At 67.9% G+C, this 16,312-nt stretch carries 12 protein-coding genes; 4 read left to right on the plus strand and 8 right to left on the minus strand.

Annotated features, from left to right (window positions below; genetic code table 11):
* Positions 1-2: 2 nt before the first annotated feature.
* From D9V41_RS04550 to D9V41_RS04565, 4 genes are all read right to left on the minus strand, one after another.
* Positions 3-785 carry an ABC transporter permease gene (locus D9V41_RS04550; protein ID WP_121793337.1) on the minus strand — a complete coding sequence of 261 codons (783 nt, stop codon included), beginning with the start codon at positions 783-785 and terminating at the stop codon, positions 3-5.
* Positions 782-1,663 (minus strand): ABC transporter permease, encoded by an 882-nt coding sequence (locus D9V41_RS04555; RefSeq protein ID WP_208006734.1) that lies wholly within the window; start codon positions 1,661-1,663, stop codon positions 782-784. The genes D9V41_RS04550 and D9V41_RS04555 overlap by 4 nt, the downstream gene beginning before the upstream one ends.
* Before the next feature lies 1 nt (position 1,664).
* On the minus strand, positions 1,665-2,720 hold the full coding sequence (locus tag D9V41_RS04560) for an extracellular solute-binding protein (protein WP_121793338.1): 1,056 nt from the start codon (positions 2,718-2,720) through the stop codon (positions 1,665-1,667).
* Between the two features lie 129 nt (positions 2,721-2,849).
* Positions 2,850-3,854, minus strand: a complete 1,005-nt coding sequence (locus tag D9V41_RS04565) for a LacI family DNA-binding transcriptional regulator (protein WP_166375912.1) — start codon at positions 3,852-3,854, stop codon at positions 2,850-2,852.
* 70 nt (positions 3,855-3,924) lie between these two features.
* Between D9V41_RS04565 and D9V41_RS04570 the strand changes: the two genes are divergently transcribed.
* A complete protein-coding gene (locus tag D9V41_RS04570; protein WP_121793340.1) occupies positions 3,925-4,386 on the plus strand; it encodes a hotdog fold domain-containing protein in 462 nt (153 codons plus the stop codon).
* Positions 4,387-4,392: 6 nt separating this feature from the next.
* Here D9V41_RS04570 and D9V41_RS04575 read toward each other — a convergent pair whose 3' ends face one another.
* The 4 genes from D9V41_RS04575 to D9V41_RS04590 all read right to left on the minus strand — a co-directional run bounded on the left by D9V41_RS04575 (position 4,393) and on the right by D9V41_RS04590 (position 7,592).
* Complete coding sequence (locus D9V41_RS04575; RefSeq protein WP_166375913.1) at positions 4,393-5,235, minus strand: amino acid ABC transporter permease; 843 nt, start codon at positions 5,233-5,235, stop codon at positions 4,393-4,395.
* Complete coding sequence (locus D9V41_RS04580) at positions 5,235-5,879, minus strand: amino acid ABC transporter permease (protein ID WP_121793342.1); 645 nt, start codon at positions 5,877-5,879, stop codon at positions 5,235-5,237. The genes D9V41_RS04575 and D9V41_RS04580 overlap by 1 nt, the downstream gene beginning before the upstream one ends.
* A 72-nt stretch (positions 5,880-5,951) precedes the next feature.
* Positions 5,952-6,845: a glutamate ABC transporter substrate-binding protein gene (locus tag D9V41_RS04585; protein ID WP_121793343.1), complete on the minus strand. Its 894-nt coding sequence runs from the start codon at positions 6,843-6,845 to the stop codon at positions 5,952-5,954.
* A gap of 18 nt (positions 6,846-6,863) precedes the next feature.
* Complete coding sequence (locus tag D9V41_RS04590; RefSeq protein ID WP_133434112.1) at positions 6,864-7,592, minus strand: amino acid ABC transporter ATP-binding protein; 729 nt, start codon at positions 7,590-7,592, stop codon at positions 6,864-6,866.
* A 324-nt stretch (positions 7,593-7,916) separates the two neighbouring features.
* Between D9V41_RS04590 and miaB the strand changes: the two genes are divergently transcribed.
* From miaB to D9V41_RS04605, 3 genes are all read left to right on the plus strand, one after another.
* A complete protein-coding gene (gene miaB / locus D9V41_RS04595; RefSeq protein WP_121793345.1) occupies positions 7,917-9,401 on the plus strand; it encodes a tRNA (N6-isopentenyl adenosine(37)-C2)-methylthiotransferase MiaB in 1,485 nt (494 codons plus the stop codon).
* A 482-nt stretch (positions 9,402-9,883) separates the two neighbouring features.
* Positions 9,884-14,434, plus strand: coding sequence for a glutamate synthase large subunit (gltB, locus tag D9V41_RS04600; protein WP_166375914.1), 4,551 nt, complete (start codon positions 9,884-9,886; stop codon positions 14,432-14,434).
* Positions 14,427-15,890 (plus strand): glutamate synthase subunit beta, encoded by a 1,464-nt coding sequence (locus tag D9V41_RS04605; RefSeq protein ID WP_121793347.1) that lies wholly within the window; start codon positions 14,427-14,429, stop codon positions 15,888-15,890. Before gltB ends, D9V41_RS04605 begins: the two co-directional genes overlap by 8 nt.
* The last annotated feature ends 422 nt before the right edge of the window (positions 15,891-16,312 follow it).

Genomic DNA, 16,312 nt, shown 5'->3' on the forward strand with positions numbered 1-16,312 from the left:
TTTCATTCCTTTCCTTGTCGCGCACGTTGCGCGGCCACCGTCACGAGCAGCAGCGGCACGACGCACGCCATGAACAGCATCGTCTTCGCCGAGGCGAGCTCGAGGCGCTGCGTCGCATAGGCGTCGAACAACGCGAACGGCGCCATGGGGCTGGCCGGCGGATTGACGAAGAAACTGATGTTGAACTCCCCGAACGACAGCGCGAACACGGTGATGACCGACTGAACGATCGCCGTGGTGCTCATCGGCAGCGTGACGGTCAGGAGAACTCGTGGATTCGATGAGCCCAAACTCGCGGCGACGTCTTCGCAGGTCTGCAGTGCCGGTTCGGCGAAGACCGGCGTCAGCGCCGCGAGCGCGAACGGCAGCGTGACGAGCACGTGGCCGAAGAAGAGCAAGGCGCCGCTGGGCCGCAGCTCGGGGTACAGCGTGATGAGACCGATGCTCAAGGCGATCCCGGGAATCGCCAGGGGCAGGGTGGCCAGGAACGAGACCGCCCGGGTCCATCGGGAGGTGCTGCGCGCCAACCACATCGCCAGCGGTCCCCCGACGAGGAGGTTGGCTGCCACCACGGCGATCGCGACGCCGGCGCTACGTCGCAGGGTCTCGCCCATCTGCTCCCACGCCAGCGCCAGCCAATCGCCGGTCACGCCGTCGCCGAGGAGACCACGTGCTGAGTTCGCGCTCACCGCAACGAGGATCGACACCACCGCCGGGGTCAAGATGAACAGAGCGCACAGCGTCACAGCGGCGCGGGTGACGGCCCTGTCGGTTCGCCCGCTCACCGCTGCCTCCTGCTCAGCCACGTGCTCGCCGCGCGAGAGAGCGCCAGGGTTCCGGCCGCGATGAGCGCGAGCACCACGGCCAGCCCCGAGGCAGAGGCCACGCGGTAGCCGTTGGACAGCTGATCGGCGACGGACAGTGGGAGCAGGCGCTCGTGCTGCGCCAGCGTGGCGATCGTCCCGTAGCCGCCGATGGTGACCGCGGCGGCAGTCCCGAGCACCTGAACGACCGCGGGAAGGATGATCGGGAGGCTCACCGTGAAGAATGCGCGAAGCCGGGATGCCCCCAACGTCCGCGCCGTATCCACAAGCGAGTGATCGAAGGTGGAGACCGAGGCCTGCAGTGGCCCGATGACCCGCGGGAAGCTGAAGTAGATGTACGCCATGAAGATGCCGGGCAGGGCGTAGGCGGACCCTCCGAGTGCCGGCACGGCCTGGGCGAAGATGCCGGTGCGCCCCAGCATCAAGATGGTGAAGAATCCCACGACGATGCCAGGGAGGGCGATCGGCAAGGTGAAGACCACCGCTACGGCTCCGCTTCCCCCGCCGTCGCGAGACATTCGCAAGGTCAAGGGGACGGCGATCACCAGCATGATCAGCACGGAGCCGAGGCCGACGAGGATCGAGTTCACGACTTCACCTCGCAACTGCGATGAAGTGAGCACCTGAGTCAGGTGCTCCAGCGTGAATCCGGCATCCTCGCCGGCCCCGGTCGCGCCGAGGCCGAGCGCGGTGACCAGCAGCACCACGAGCGGCACGACGCCGAACACCGCCAGGACGCCGATACCGGGCAACGCCGCCGGAAACGAGGCGAAGCGCGCTGTCGTCCGCGCTTGCCGGCCGGGGCGCGCAGCCTCCGGCGCCATGACGGTGCTGGCCACGTCAGCGCACTCGCTGGTCGTACTCGGCGACGAAGTCCGACTGAACCTCGCCCATCGTCGCGTAGTCGACCGTGACGACGCGCTCGTACTCGGTGGCGGGAAGGACATCGTCGGCGACGTCCTCCGGGAACGGTTCTCCGGCCGGCCGCATGAAGCCCTCGGAGAACAGCTTCTGACCCGCGTCGGAGAAGTAGAAGTCGAGCAGGTTGCGGCCGTTGTTGGGATGCGGTGCGTCCTTGACGAGTCCGACCACGTACGGGATCTCGAGGCTGCCTTCCTCAGGGATCACGACCTCGATGTTGCTGCCCTCCTGCTGCAGGTTGTACCCGTTGAAGTCGGCGTCGATGAGGATCGGGATCTCACCTTGCGCGAGTGATGCCGTCGCCGTCTGTGCGGGCGTCGTCGCACCGTTGTCCGCCAGCTTGCTGAGGTAGTCGAGTCCGGGCTCCCAATCGTCGAGGTCGCCGCCGAGCGCCTCGTTGGCGGCCGTCGCGACGGAGTAGCCCACGGCTGCCTGCGCCGGGTCCAGGTACGACACCATGCCCTCGTACTGGGGATCGAGGAGGTCCTCCCATGACTGCGGGACCGGGACGTCACCGAGGGCGTCGGTGTTGACGAGGAACGCGACGGTCCCCGAGTGGACCGTGTGCCACAGCTCGTCGGGGGACTTGTTGGAGTCGTCCAGGTTCTCGGCGCCGGCCGGCGTGTAGGGCTGGAGCAGGTCGGCCTCGACGAGCTGGTTGGCGAAGGCGATGCCGACGTACACCACGTCGGCGACCGGGGCGGCGGACTCCGTCTGGAGCGCCGCGAGGGCCTGGCCCGAGTTCTTCGGGTCGTTGGGGGCGGCGATGCCCGCGAGGTCGGAGAACTCGCTCAGCACCTCGCCGAAGTTGGCCCACTCGGCCGGGCTGTTGTAAGTGACGACCATGTCGCCGTCGGCTTCATGGGCCAGGTCGGTGGATGCCTCGGACGTGGCATCGGCGCCGCAGGCGGCCAGGGTCAGCGAGGCGACCGCGAGGGCCGCCGCCGACAGCGTGGAGCGGGGGGTCAGACGCATGGGAAAAGGTCTCCTTCTCGAACAGGGAGGCCGGGCGGCCCACCGTGCTTAACCGTTTCAGCACTCGGCGAACAGCGGGTGACGAAAGGGCGAGGCAGAGCTGACTGGCCGCCGAAGAAGTGGCGCGGGTCAGTCGGTGAGACGGGCCACGGAGTCGCGCGCTCGCAGCTCGACGGGAACCTCGACACGCTCCTTCGCGCCGTCGATGACCAGGCGCAGGGCCTCGGCTCCCACGCGTGAGCGATCGAAGGCCACGGTCGTCAGGGCAGGAGCCAACAGCGCGGAGGTGGGCAGATCGTCGTGTCCGATGACGCTCAGGTCACGACCGACCTGCCGGCCCATGCTCGTGGCGACGCTGTAGGCGACTGCCGCGAGGTAATCGGAGTTGAACAGGTAGCACGGATGATCGTGGCGCGAGCGCAGGTCCTCGGCGAGGAAGTCGGCCACGACTCCGGCGTTGAGGCGGGTGTGCCGCACGACCCCCTCGATTCCATGCTCGGCGCACACGTGCTCGAACGCCGTCTCCCGCGCGGTGTCGGCCGCCTGCTCGGCGGGCGCGGCGACGAAGTCGATCGTGCGGTGTCCGCGCTCGGCGGCGTACTCCACGCACAGTCTCACCGCCGCGTGGTGATCAGGGTTCACGGTGGCCACGGAGGGGACCGGGTCGTCGCCGCCGTCGTCGGCGTGAAGGGCGACGAGATGGATGTCCTGATGACGCTCCTGCCAGGCGCGCAAACGGCTGAGTCCACCGACAGGAGCGATGACGATCTTGCCGACACCGAGGTCCACGAGGTGATCGAGAAGGTCCTGCTGCTCGGCGGCGTCGTAGTGCGAGCTGGTCACCAGCAGGGCTTGGCCGCGGGCGCGGCTGCCCTCCTCGAGGGCCTTCAGCACGTCGAGGAACATCGGGTTGCGCATGTTCCGGATGATGACGCCGATATCCTCGCGTTGTCCGGTGCGGAGCATCCGGGCGTAACGGTTGGAGCGGTACCCGAGTTCGTGTGCCGCCTGGAGCACCCGTTCGCGGGTTTCCGCAGAGACCCGCCCGCTGCCGTTCAAGGCGTAGCTCGCCAGCGAGAGAGAGGTGTTGGCGCGCTGCGCGACATCACGCAGTCGGGGTCGGGCGTCGGCCACGGGTTCATCCTCACGCATCGGACTTCGTCGTCACAACACGACCCGGGGGCGTGACCATTACGCTCGGGGCATGAGCTCCACCCTCGGCCTCTACCGGCGTGCGACGCGGCTGCCGTACGGCGACCGCGTCTTCTCGCGCGTGTTCAGCCTCAAGGCCCCCTACTTCGCTACGGTGCGCCCGCACGTCACGGCGATGCGGCCGCACTTCGCCGAGGTCAGGATCGCCAAACGTCGCCGCGTGCACAACCACATCGGGACGGTCCACGCCATCGCGGTGTGCAACGGCTTGGAAGCGGCGATGGGGTTGCTCGCCGAAGCCACGGTTCCCGCCGGTCATCGATGGCTGCCCAAGGGGATGGAGGTCGAGTACCTGGCAAAGTCGACATCGGACCTCGTCTGTCGGGCCGAGACCACTCCCGGCGACTGGGATGGCGCGCCGGATGTCCCCGTCACGGTCACCGCGACCCGCGACGACGGCACCGTCGTCGTGCGCGGCGTGATCCGGCTGTGGGTCACGCCACGCACGAACTGACGAAGCTCAGGGTTTGTCGAGCGGAACGCTCGGGTTGTTCTCCATCGACTGTGCCGGACGTGCGCCCGTGATGTGCTTCTCGGCCCAACGTCCCAACGCGGTCAGCAACAGGTTCAGCACGATGTAGAGCACGGCGAGGACGAGCGCCGTGGCCAAGCGGTTGTCGAAGGTTCGCCAGATGTCGCGGCCGATCGTCGTTAGACCCGGCGCCAAGATGTAATAGCCGAGACTGGTGTCCTTCAACGCCACGACGCACTGGCTGATGATCGCCGGCGTCATGATCTTGATCGCCTGGGGCAGCTGAACGATGCGCATCACGGCGGACTTGCGCAGACCGATGGCGTACGCCGCCTCCACCTGACCTCGCGGCACCGCGTTGATACCGGCCCGGAACGTCTCGGCGAGGACGGAGCCGTTGTAGAGGATCAGGCCGATCACCAGCGGAGCGATGGTGCCGAGCTGGGTCTCGAAGGCGTAGAACCAGATGAAGATGATCAACAGGAGTAGCGGAACTGCCCGGAAGAACTCCACGACAGTCCACGCGACCCATCGGACGGGGGCGTGGTCGGAGAGCTTGGCCGTCCCGAAGACCAGGCCGAACACGAGCGCACCGGCGATCGAGAGGACGGCGATCCACAGCGTGTCGAGCATCCCCTCGGCCAGGAGGCTGATGAACCGCGGGGTGTAGAAGACCTCCCATTTCTCGGCGGTCAGTTGATCCTCGACCCACAGCTTCCACACGATGAGCCCGAGCACCGCGACGATGCCGATGATCGTGAGGATGCCGAAGATCCGGTGCCGTACTCGAGCCCGGGGACCGGGAGCGTCATAGAGGACTGTCGAGCTCATCAAGCCACCGCCCATCGGCGTTCGAAGGCCGTGGCGATCCAGGAGATCACCGCGACGATGAGGATGTATCCGAGCGAGATGCCCACGAAGATCTGGATCATCTGCGAGGCGTAGTCGTTGAACAGCCCGCGCATGCGGAAGGTGGCTTCGGCGATACCGAAGGTGGCCGCGAGCGAGGTGTTCTTCGTCAGCGCGATGTACACGCTCGCCATCGGTGGTACGACAAGGCGGAATGCCTGCGGCAGCACCACCTGGCTCATCGAGGTCATGAACGGCATGCCGATGGCCCGGGCGGCCTCGGCCTGCCCGAGCGGTACGCCGTTGAAGCCTGAGCGGATCGCCTCGGCGACGAACGCCGCCGTGTACGTGCCCATCGCGAGACTGATGTTGATGAAGAACCCGAAGTCGATGCCGATCTCCGGCAGCCCGTAATAGGCGATGAGGATCAGCACCAGCAACGGAGTGTTGCGGAAGATCGTCACGTAGAACGTGCCGACGCCGCGCAGGATGGGCACCGGGCTGACGCGGGCGAGCGCTACCAGGGTGCCCAGGACGAGGGCCAAAGCGCCGGAGGCACCGAGCAGTCGCAGTGTCTCACCGAATCCGCGCAGGATGTTGACGTAGTTGTCGGTCAGCCAGTCCATGGATCACCTCCTCGACGGTCATGCGTGGGCTGGGGCGGGAGATCCTCCCGCCCCAGCCCATCGGGACGAACTTCAGGACTGGCAGGGGTCCAGAGCCGGCGGATCGCCCGCCTCGCTGCCGCCCTTGCCGAGCGTGGCGTCGAACGCCGACTCCCAGTCACCGTCCTCGAACGCCTCGGTGAGCGACTCGTTGATGAACTCGCACAGCTCGGGGTAGTCCTGGCTGTAGCCGACGCCGTAGCGCTCCTCGGAGAAGGGCTCGCCGACGACCTTGAGTTCACCCTCGTTCTCCGCCGCGTAGCCGAGCAGGATGGCCGCGTCGGTGGTCACGGCGTCGACCGAACCGTTGAGCAGCTGATCGACGCACTCGGAGTAGGTGTCGAAGCCGGCCGGGGTAGCGCCGTACTCCTCCTCGATGAGCTTGATCGGAGTGGAGCCGGTGACCGAACAGACCTTCTTGCCCTCGAGGTCGTCCGGCCCGTTGATCGAGTCGTCGTCAGCTGCCACCAGGAGGCTCTGGCCCGTGACGTAGTACGGACCGGCCTGGCCGACCACCTGACGGCGATCGTCGGTGATGGAGTAGGACGCGATCACGAAGTCGACGGTGCCGTTCTGCAGGAACTGCTCACGGTTGGCCGAGATCGTCTCGACCCACTCGATGTCGCCGGGCTCCAGGCCGAGGTCGGCCGCGAGGATCTTGCCCAGTTCGGCGTCGAAGCCGGTAGGCACGTCCGAACCGGCGGCGCGGAAGCCGATGCCGGGCTGATCGAACTTGACGCCGATCTTGACCGAGCCCTGCTCGTTCAACTCGGCCATCCGAGTGCCTTCGTCGAAGTTGACGTCCTCGACCTCGTACTCGGGGGTGTCGTCCGAGGCGTCGTCGGACGACCCGGCATCGCCGCACGCGGCGAGAGTGAGGGCTGCGGCGGCCGCGACGGCCGCCCAGCGAGCCTTGATGGATGTCATGTGATGTTCCTCCTGGACTCAGTGCTTGAGGATCTTGCCGAGGAAATCCTTGGCGCGATCGCTGCGGGGGTTGGTGAAGAACTCCTCGGGCGTGTTCTCCTCGACAATGCGACCGTCGGACATGAACACGACCCGGTCGGCCGCGGTGCGGGCGAAGCCCATCTCGTGCGTGACCACGATCATCGTCATGCCGCCCTTGGCGAGGTCGATCATCGTGTCGAGGACCTCCTTGATCATCTCGGGGTCGAGCGCCGAGGTGGGCTCGTCGAAGAGCATGACCTTGGGGTCCATCGCCAGTGCGCGGGCGATCGCCACGCGCTGTTGCTGGCCGCCGGACAACTGGGCGGGAAGCTTGGCGGCCTGTGCCTCGACGCCCACGCGCTCGAGAAGCTCGTGGGCGCGCTTCTCGGCGTCGGACTTCTTGGCACCCCGGACCTTGATCGGGCCGAGCGTGACGTTCTCCAGGACCGTCTTGTGGGCGAAGAGGTTGAAGGACTGGAAGACCATGCCGACATCGGCGCGCAGCTCGGCGAGCTGTTTGCCCTCGGCAGGGAGCTTCTTGCCGTCGACCTCGATCGTGCCCTCGTCGATCGTCTCGAGACGATTGATCGTCCGGCAGAGCGTGGACTTGCCCGAGCCGGACGGACCGATGACCACGACGACCTCGCCGGCCGCCACCTCGAAGTCGATGTCCTGCAGCACGTGCAGCTCACCGAACCACTTCTGGACCCCGCGCATGGCCACCATGGGGGTAGCTGTGTCGACCATGAGCCCTAGCCAATCGGAAGCAGGGGAGGAGCGCAACGTCGCCGCAGCGCGGAGCGGAGGCCGTTACCGAAACGTAATCGCACGCAACCTGGTCGGGTGGCCGGCGGGCCGGTGTTCCGGTGAGAGAGTCGCCGTTCGGGTGTGGTGGTAGCGGAGGGGGAGCGGGTGGGGGTGTGGTCTCGATGGGCTCCCTCGTTCCTCGGTCGCACTCGACCACCGGGATGTGCGGTGTCGGGTAGCCGCCGGTCGGCGTTTCGGCGCGGCCGCCACGATGCTCAGCGCGCCGCGTATCCTGGTCGGGTTATGGCGAAGACGTATGAGGTCCGCACGTACGGGTGCCAGATGAACGTCCACGACAGCGAGCGACTGTCGGGGCTGCTGGAGACCGCAGGCTATGAACCGGTCGATCAGGGGACGACTCCTGATCTCGTCGTCTTCAACACGTGCGCGGTCCGCGAGAACGCCGACAACAAGCTCTACGGCAACCTCGGCCACGTCGCCAGCATCAAGGCGCAGAACCCCGGCATGCAGATCGCCGTGGGTGGTTGCCTGGCTCAGAAGGACAAGGACACCATCACTCGACGCGCTCCCTACGTCGACGTCGTGTTCGGAACGCACAACATCGGCTCGTTGCCCGTGCTGCTCGAACGGGCTCGTCTCGAAGCGGAGTCGCAGGTCGAGATTCTCGACGCACTCGAGGTCTTCCCGTCCACGCTGCCCACCAAGCGCGATTCGGTGTTCGCGGCCTGGGTCTCGATCAGCGTCGGCTGCAACAACACCTGCACCTTCTGCATCGTGCCGAGCCTGCGCGGTAAGGAGAGGGATCGCCGCCCGGGTGACATTCTCGCCGAGATCGAGGCCCTCGTAGCCGACGGCGTCGTCGAGGTGACGCTGCTCGGCCAGAACGTCAACAGCTACGGCGTCGAGTTCGGCGATCGACAGGCGTTCTCCAAGCTCTTGCGCGCGTGCGGCGAGATCGAGGGACTCGAGCGGGTCCGCTTCACCAGCCCGCACCCGCGCGACTTCACCGACGACGTCATCGCGGCGATGGCCGAGACACCCAACGTCATGCCCCAGTTGCACATGCCGCTGCAATCGGGTTCGGATCGCATCCTGAAGGCTATGCGCCGCTCGTACCGGCGCGACAAGTTCCTCGGCATCCTCGATCGTGTCCGTGCCGCGATGCCCGATGCGGCGATCACCACCGACATCATTGTCGGTTTTCCGGGTGAGACCGAAGAGGATTTCGCCCAGACCCTCGAGGTCGTGCGTGAGGCGCGATTCAGCAGCGCCTTCACGTTCCAGTACTCGCAGCGGCCCGGCACCCCTGCCGCCGAGCTGCCCGACCAGCTGCCCAAGGCGGTCGTGCAGGAGCGGTACGAGCGGCTCGCGGCCTTGGTCGACGAGGTTGCGTGGGCGGAGAGCCGCCGGCTCGAGGGTCAGGTCGTCGAGCTGCTCGTGGCCGACAAAGCGCACGCCGGTGGACGCAAGGACGCCGAGACCAGGCGGCTCAGCGGCCGTGCCCGCGACAACCGCCTCGTGCACTTCGCGCCCGGCGATCACGAGGTGCGCCCCGGCGACATGATCATCACCCGCGTCACCCATGCGGCTCCGCACCACCTCGTCGCTGACGACGCGCCACTGGAAGTGCGGCGCACTCGCGCTGGCGACGCGTGGGAGGCGCGCCAGGGCAAGACGGACGTCCGTCCGGGGTCGGTCGGCCTCGGCATGCCGAGCGTCGGCGTCCCCGAGCCGCTCCCGCCGGCGCCGTCCTGCTCCATCTCCTGATCGACCCTCGCCCCGCGCGGTGGGCGGTGCGTGATCAACGTGTCGGGTCCCTCGCGGTGCGCCGTCAACGTGTCGGGTCCCTCGGGCGGTGCGTGATCAACGTGTCCGTCCTTGGTTGAGGTTGACGACGCACCGCCAGCGCGGGGGAGAGGTTGACGACGCACCGCCAGCGCGGGGAAGGCGTTGGCGACGTACGCCTGACCCGTGCCCCGCGGCGGGCGGTGTGTGATCAACGTGTCGCGTGCTTGGGCGGTGCGTGATCAACGTGTCCGTCCTTGGTTGAGGTTGACGACGCACCGCGAGTGCGAGTGAGAGGTCGACCAGGCACCGCCAGCGCGACGGAGGGGTTGACCACGCACCGCCCGCCCCGCGTGATCGGCCGGTCGTCGGACCTGCTGTAGACTGTGTCTGCTGTCCGTGGCCAACGTCGTCCCCGGTGCCCAGCACCGAGCACAGCGCATCTCCCTGCATCTCCTGACGACGTGAGGACGGTTCCTGTGACCCGTGGCTTCTCATCGCTCCCCGCAGCGCAAGGTCTCTACGACCCGCAATTCGAGCACGACGCCTGTGGCGTCGCGTTCGTCGCGACCCTGACCGGCGAGGCGAGTCATTCGATCGTCGCGCAGGGGCTCACCGCGCTGCGCAACCTCGACCACCGCGGCGCCGTGGGCGGCGAGCCCACGACCGGCGACGGCGCGGGCATCCTGATCCAGACCCCGGACCGCTTCCTGCGCGCCGTCGGTCCCGACCTGCCCGCGCTGGGCACCTACGCCGCCGGCATGGCGTTCCTGCCGGTGGGCGATGTCGACGGGGCCAAGGCCGCGGTCGAGCGCATCGCCGACGAGGAAGGACTCGTCGTGCTCGGCTGGCGCGAGGTGCCGACCCAGCCGGACATCCTCGGCACGATGGCCCACTCGGCCATGCCGGCGTTCGAACTGTGCTTCGTCACGACCAAGGACGGCGCCCGCTCCGGCGTCGAGCTCGACCGGCTGACGTACGCGCTCAACAAGCGGTCGCATCATGAGGCGGGCGTGTACTTCCCGTCGCTGTCGAGCCGCACGCTCGTCTACAAGGGCATGCTCACGACCGATCAGCTCGAGGAGTTCTTCCCCGACCTGCTCGACGAGCGGATGGAGTCGGCGCTCGCGATCGTGCACAGCCGGTTCTCCACCAACACCTTCCCGAGCTGGCCGCTGGCCCACCCGTTCCGCTACATCGCGCACAACGGCGAGATCAACACGGCCCGCGGCAACCGCAACTGGATGCGGGCGCGCGAGGCGCTGCTGGAGAGCGACCTCATCCCCGGCGACCTCACCCGGCTGTTCCCGATCTGCAGCCCCGACGGGTCCGACACCGCGTCCTTCGACGAGGTGCTCGAACTCCTGCACCTCGGCGGCCGTTCGCTCCCGCACGCCGTGATGATGATGGTCCCCGAGGCGTGGGAGAACGACGCCGAGATGGACCCGGCGCGCCGGGCGTTCTACGAGTTTCACTCCACGGTCATGGAGCCGTGGGACGGTCCCGCCTGCATCTGCTTCACCGACGGCACCCAGATTGGCGCCCTGCTGGACCGCAACGGTCTGCGCCCCGGGCGGTACTGGGTGACCGAGGACGGGCTCGTCGTGCTCGCGTCCGAGGCCGGCGTCCTCGACATCGACCCCAAGACGATCGTCCGTAAGGGCCGCCTCGAGCCGGGCAAGATGTTCCTGCTCGACCTCGACGAGCACCGCATCATCGAGGACGAGGAGATCAAGGGCCAGCTCGCCCAGGAGCATCCCTACGAGGAGTGGCTGTACTCCGGCCTGGTGCGCTTCGAGGATCTCCCCGATCTCGAGCACATCGTGCACACCCACGCGTCGGTCACGCGCCGCCAGCAGGTGTTCGGTTACACGGAGGAGGAGGTGCGCCGGCTGCTGGCGCCCATCGCCCGCACCGGCGCCGAGGCGATCGGCTCGATGGGAACCGACACGCCCATCGCCGCGCTGTCGGACCGGCCGCGCCAGCTGTTCGATTACTTCTCCCAGCTGTTCGCGCAGGTCACCAACCCGCCGCTCGATGCCATCCGCGAGGAGGTCGTCACCTCGCTCGCCGGCACGATCGGCCCGGAGCGGAACCTCCTCGCGCCGAGCCCGGCCAGCTGCCGCATGCTGCAGCTGCCGTTCCCCGTCATCGACAACGACGAGCTTGCCAAGATCCGGCACATGAACCGCGACGGCGACATGCCCGGATTCTCCGTGCACGTCGTTCGGGGCCTGTATGACGTGCACGGCGGGGGAGATGCGCTGCGCGCCAAGATCGACGAGATCTGCGCGGATGTCTCCGACGCGATCGTGAACAACGGCGCGCGCATCATCGTGCTCTCGGACCGGCACAGCAACGCCGATCTGGCCCCCATCCCGTCGCTGCTGCTGACCGGTGCCGTGCACCACCACCTCGTGCGCGAGAAGCTGCGCACGCAGGCCGGTCTGCTGGTCGAGGCTGGCGACGTGCGCGAGGTGCACCATGTCGCGCTGCTGATCGGCTACGGCGCCACCGCGGTCAACCCGTACCTCGCCCTCGAGACGGCCGAAGACCTCGCTCGCGAGGGCGTGTACGTCGACGGCATCGAGCCTCAGCAGGCGGCGCGCAACATCGCGTACGGCCTCGGCAAGGGCGTCCTCAAGGTGATGAGCAAGATGGGCGTGTCGACGGTGGCGTCGTACACGGGCGCGCAGATCTTCGAGGTCGTGGGCCTGTCGCATGAGGTCGTCGACCGCTACTTCACGGGCACGGCCAGCAAGCTCGGCGGCGTGGGCCTCGACGTTCTCGCCGAGGAGGTCCGGGCGCGCCACCTCAAGGCCTACCCGACCAAGGGCATCGTCGGTTCCAGCCGCCAGCTCGAGGTCGGCGGTGAGTATCAGTGGCGCCGCCAGGGGCCCGAGCACCTCTTCGATCCCGAGACCGTGTTCCGCCTGCAGCACTCCACCCGTACGGGCCGTTACGACATCTTCAAGAAGTACACGCAGCGGGTCGACGAGCAGAGCGAACGGCTCATGACCTTGCGCGGCCTCTTCCGCTTCAAGGACGGCGAGCGTCAGCCGATCCCGATCGACGAGGTCGAGCCGGTCAGTGAGATCGTCAAGCGCTTCTCGACCGGTGCGATGTCGTACGGCTCCATCAGCCAGGAAGCGCACGAGACGCTCGCCATCGCGATGAACCGTCTCGGCGGCAAGTCCAACACCGGCGAGGGCGGCGAGGACCCCGAGCGTTTGTACGACCCGGAGCGCCGCTCGGCGATCAAGCAGGTCGCCTCAGGCCGTTTCGGCGTCACGAGCGAGTATCTGTCGAACGCGGACGACATCCAGATCAAGATGGCCCAGGGTGCGAAGCCCGGCGAGGGCGGTCAGCTGCCCGGACCGAAGGTGTACCCGTGGGTGGCCAAGACGCGGCACTCCACGCCGGGCGTGGGCCTCATCAGCCCGCCGCCGCACCACGACATCTACTCGATCGAGGACCTCAAACAGCTGATCCACGATCTGAAGAACGCCAACCCCTCGGCGCGCGTGCACGTCAAGCTCGTCTCCGAGGTCGGCGTCGGCACCGTGGCCGCCGGCGTGTCGAAGGCCAAGGCCGACGTCGTGCTGATCTCCGGTCACGATGGCGGTACGGGTGCCTCGCCGCTCACGTCGCTCAAGCACGCGGGTGGTCCGTGGGAGCTCGGCCTGGCCGAAACCCAGCAGACCTTGCTGCTCAACGGCTTGCGCGACCGGATCGTCGTGCAGTGCGACGGGCAGTTGAAGACCGGGCGCGACGTCGTGATCGCCGCGCTGCTCGGCGCTGAGGAGTTCGGCTTCGCGACCGCGCCCCTCGTCGTGAGCGGCTGCATCATGATGCGGGTCTGCCACCTCGACACCTGCCCGGTCGGCGTCGCGACGCAGAACCAGTCGCTGCGCGAGAAGTACTCGGGCAAGGCCGAGTACGTCGTGAACTTCTTCGAGTTCATCGCCCAGGAGGTGCGGGAGCACCTGGCCGCGCTCGGTTTCCGTTCGATCGACGAGGCCGTCGGCCACGTCGAGGCGCTCGACGTCTCGCCGGCGGTCGACCATTGGAAGGCCAGCAACCTGGACCTGTCGCCGATCTTCTTCCGCCCGGAGCTGCCCGAGGGAGCTGCGCTGCGCTGCACGACGTCGCAGGACCACGCGCTGGACAAGGCGCTCGACCGTGACCTCATCGCGCTCAGCGCCGACGCGCTCGAGCGTGGGGAGCCGGTGCGCGCGCAGGTCGAGATCCGTAACGTCCACCGCACCGTGGGCACCATGCTCGGTCACGAGGTCACGAAGCGTTATCGCGGTGAAGGCCTGCCGGAGAACACCATCGACCTGACGTTCCTCGGGTCGGCCGGCCAGTCGTTCGGTGCCTTCGTGCCGCGCGGCATCACACTGCGACTGGAGGGCGACGGCAACGACTACGTCGGCAAGGGGCTGTCCGGCGGCCGCATCATCGTGCGTCCGCCGCGCGAGGCCCAGTACGTGGCCGAGGAGCAGATCGTCGCGGGTAACGTCATCGGCTTCGGCGCCACCTCCGGTGAGATCTTCCTCCGCGGCCAGGTGGGCGAGCGGTTCTGTGTGCGCAACTCCGGTGCGACCGCCGTCGTCGAGGGCGTGGGTGACCACGCGCTCGAGTACATGACCGGTGGGCGCGCGGTCATCCTCGGCCCGACGGGTCGCAACGTCGCTGCCGGCATGAGCGGCGGGCAGGCGTACGTCCTGGACCTGGACGAGGATCTCGTCAACCCCGAGATGGTCGAGGTGCGTGCCGTGCCCGAGGAGGCGGGCCAGTGGTTGCGCTCCATCGTGCAGCGCCACGCCGAGGAGACCGGTTCGACCGTCGCCGAGGCGCTGCTGCGCGACTGGGACGCCGCACTGCCGCGCTTCCGCGAGATCATGCCGGTCAACTACCGCATGGTGTTGGAGGCCCGCGACGCCGCCGAGGCCGAAGGCCTCACCGAAGAACAGACGACCGCACGCATGATGGAGGTGGCCGCACGTGGCTGATCCCCGTGGCTTCATGACCACCCCGCGCCAAGTGGCCGAGCGTCGCCCGGTCGAGGAGCGGGTCAACGACTGGAAGGAGGTGTACCCCGGCGGTCCGGGGCGCGCCCTCCTGCCGATCATCACCGAGCAGGCGGGACGCTGCATGGACTGCGGCATCCCGTTCTGCCACCAGGGCTGCCCATTGGGCAACCTCATCCCGGAGTGGAACGACCTCGTATGGCGCGAAGACTGGGACGATGCGATCGAGCGTCTCCACGCGACCAACAACTTCCCAGAGTTCACCGGGCGGCTGTGCCCGGCGCCGTGCGAGACGTCCTGCGTCGTCGGTATCAACCGCGATGCGGTGACCATCAAGAACGTCGAGGTCTCGATCATCGACAAGGCCTGGGAGGACGACAACGTCAAGCCGCAGCCGCCGGAGTGGCTGACCGGCAAGACGGTGGCCGTCGTCGGGTCGGGGCCGGCCGGCCTCGCCGTCGCGCAGCAGTTGACGCGCGCCGGTCACACGGTCGCGGTGTACGAGCGTGACGACAAGCCGGGTGGACTCCTGCGCTATGGCATCCCGGAGTTCAAGATGGAGAAGGTGCAGGTCGACCGCCGCATCCAGCAAATGCAGCGCGAGGGCACCGTCTTCCGCACCGGCGTCCAGGTGGGGGAGACCCTGACCGGCCCGCAGCTCAAGGAGCGCTACGACGCGGTCGTGCTCGCGATCGGCGCCACGGTCCGCCGCGACCTTCCGATTCCCGGTCGGGAACTCGGCGGCATCCACCAGGCGATGGAGTACCTGCCGCAGGCCAACCGCGTCGCGGTCGGCGAGGAGGTCCCGGACCAGATCGTGGCCACGGGCAAGGACGTCGTCATCATCGGCGGCGGTGACACCGGAGCCGACTGCCTCGGCACGGCGATCCGCCAGGGTGCGAAGTCAGTGACCAGCCTGGAGATCATGCCCCAACCCGGCGTGGACCGCCCAGAGAACCAGCCCTGGCCGACCTACCCGATGATCTACCGGATCGCGTCCGCGCACGAGGAGGGCGGCGAGCGGCTGTACGCCGTCTCGACGAAGGAGTTCCTCGGCGAGGACGGACAGGTGTCCGGTCTTCGGATCAGCGAGGTCGAGATGCGCGACGGGAAGTTCGAGGAGGTGCCGGGCACCGAGCGGGTCCTTCCGGCGCAGCTCGTGCTCTTCGCCATGGGCTTCACCGGGCCGCAGCGCGAGGGCCTCGTCGAGCAACTCGGACTGGAGTTGGACCAGCGCGGCAATGTCGTCCGCGACGCGGACTACATGTCGAGCGTCGAGGGCGTGTTCGTGGCCGGTGACTGCGGCCGCGGCCAGTCGCTCATCGTCTGGGCGATCGCGGAAGGTCGCGCGGCGGCCTCCGGTGTGGATGCCTATCTCACCGGATCGTCGACGCTTCCGCGGCCGGTCAAGCCGACCGACCGCCCCATGGCGGTCTGAGCCCCGCCTCGCTGTAGCTGGTCGCCGCTCGCAGGGCTCGCTGCTGCTCGACCACCGATGGCGGGGGAGCTCGCGGCTGCTCGAGCACGGATGGCGTGTTGTGGTGGTCGAGTAGGAGGTCGCTTTGCGACTGACGTATCGAGACCGGGTGCCGGGCGTGGTCGGTCTCGATACGACCGCCGGTGGTGCTTTTCGCTGGTCGAGTAGCGATTGAGGAACGAGGGAGCGTATCGAGACCACGTGAGTCAATGACGTGGTCTCGATACGCCCCGCTCGCAGAGCTCGCGGCTACTCGACCACCGATGGCGGGGGAGCTCGCGGCTACTCGAGCACGGATGGAGTGTTGTGGTGGTCGAGTAGGAGGTCGCTTGCGACCGACGTATCGAGACCGGGTGCCGGGCGTGGTCGGTCTCGATACGACC

It is taken from the genome of Aeromicrobium phragmitis, from assembly GCF_003674095.1.
GTDB lineage: Bacteria > Actinomycetota > Actinomycetes > Propionibacteriales > Nocardioidaceae > Aeromicrobium > Aeromicrobium phragmitis.

Coding starts and splice junctions, on each gene's coding strand:
- D9V41_RS04560 (WP_121793338.1), bottom strand. CDS start 2,720: ATGCGTCTGACCCCCCGCTCCACGCTGTCGGCGGCGGCCCTCGCGGTC.
- D9V41_RS04570 (WP_121793340.1), top strand. CDS start 3,925: ATGAGCTCCACCCTCGGCCTCTACCGGCGTGCGACGCGGCTGCCGTAC.
- D9V41_RS04575 (WP_166375913.1), bottom strand. CDS start 5,235: ATGAGCTCGACAGTCCTCTATGACGCTCCCGGTCCCCGGGCTCGAGTA.
- D9V41_RS04580 (WP_121793342.1), bottom strand. CDS start 5,879: ATGGACTGGCTGACCGACAACTACGTCAACATCCTGCGCGGATTCGGT.
- D9V41_RS04585 (WP_121793343.1), bottom strand. CDS start 6,845: ATGACATCCATCAAGGCTCGCTGGGCGGCCGTCGCGGCCGCCGCAGCC.
- D9V41_RS04590 (WP_133434112.1), bottom strand. CDS start 7,592: ATGGTGGCCATGCGCGGGGTCCAGAAGTGGTTCGGTGAGCTGCACGTG.
- miaB (WP_121793345.1), top strand. CDS start 7,917: ATGGCGAAGACGTATGAGGTCCGCACGTACGGGTGCCAGATGAACGTC.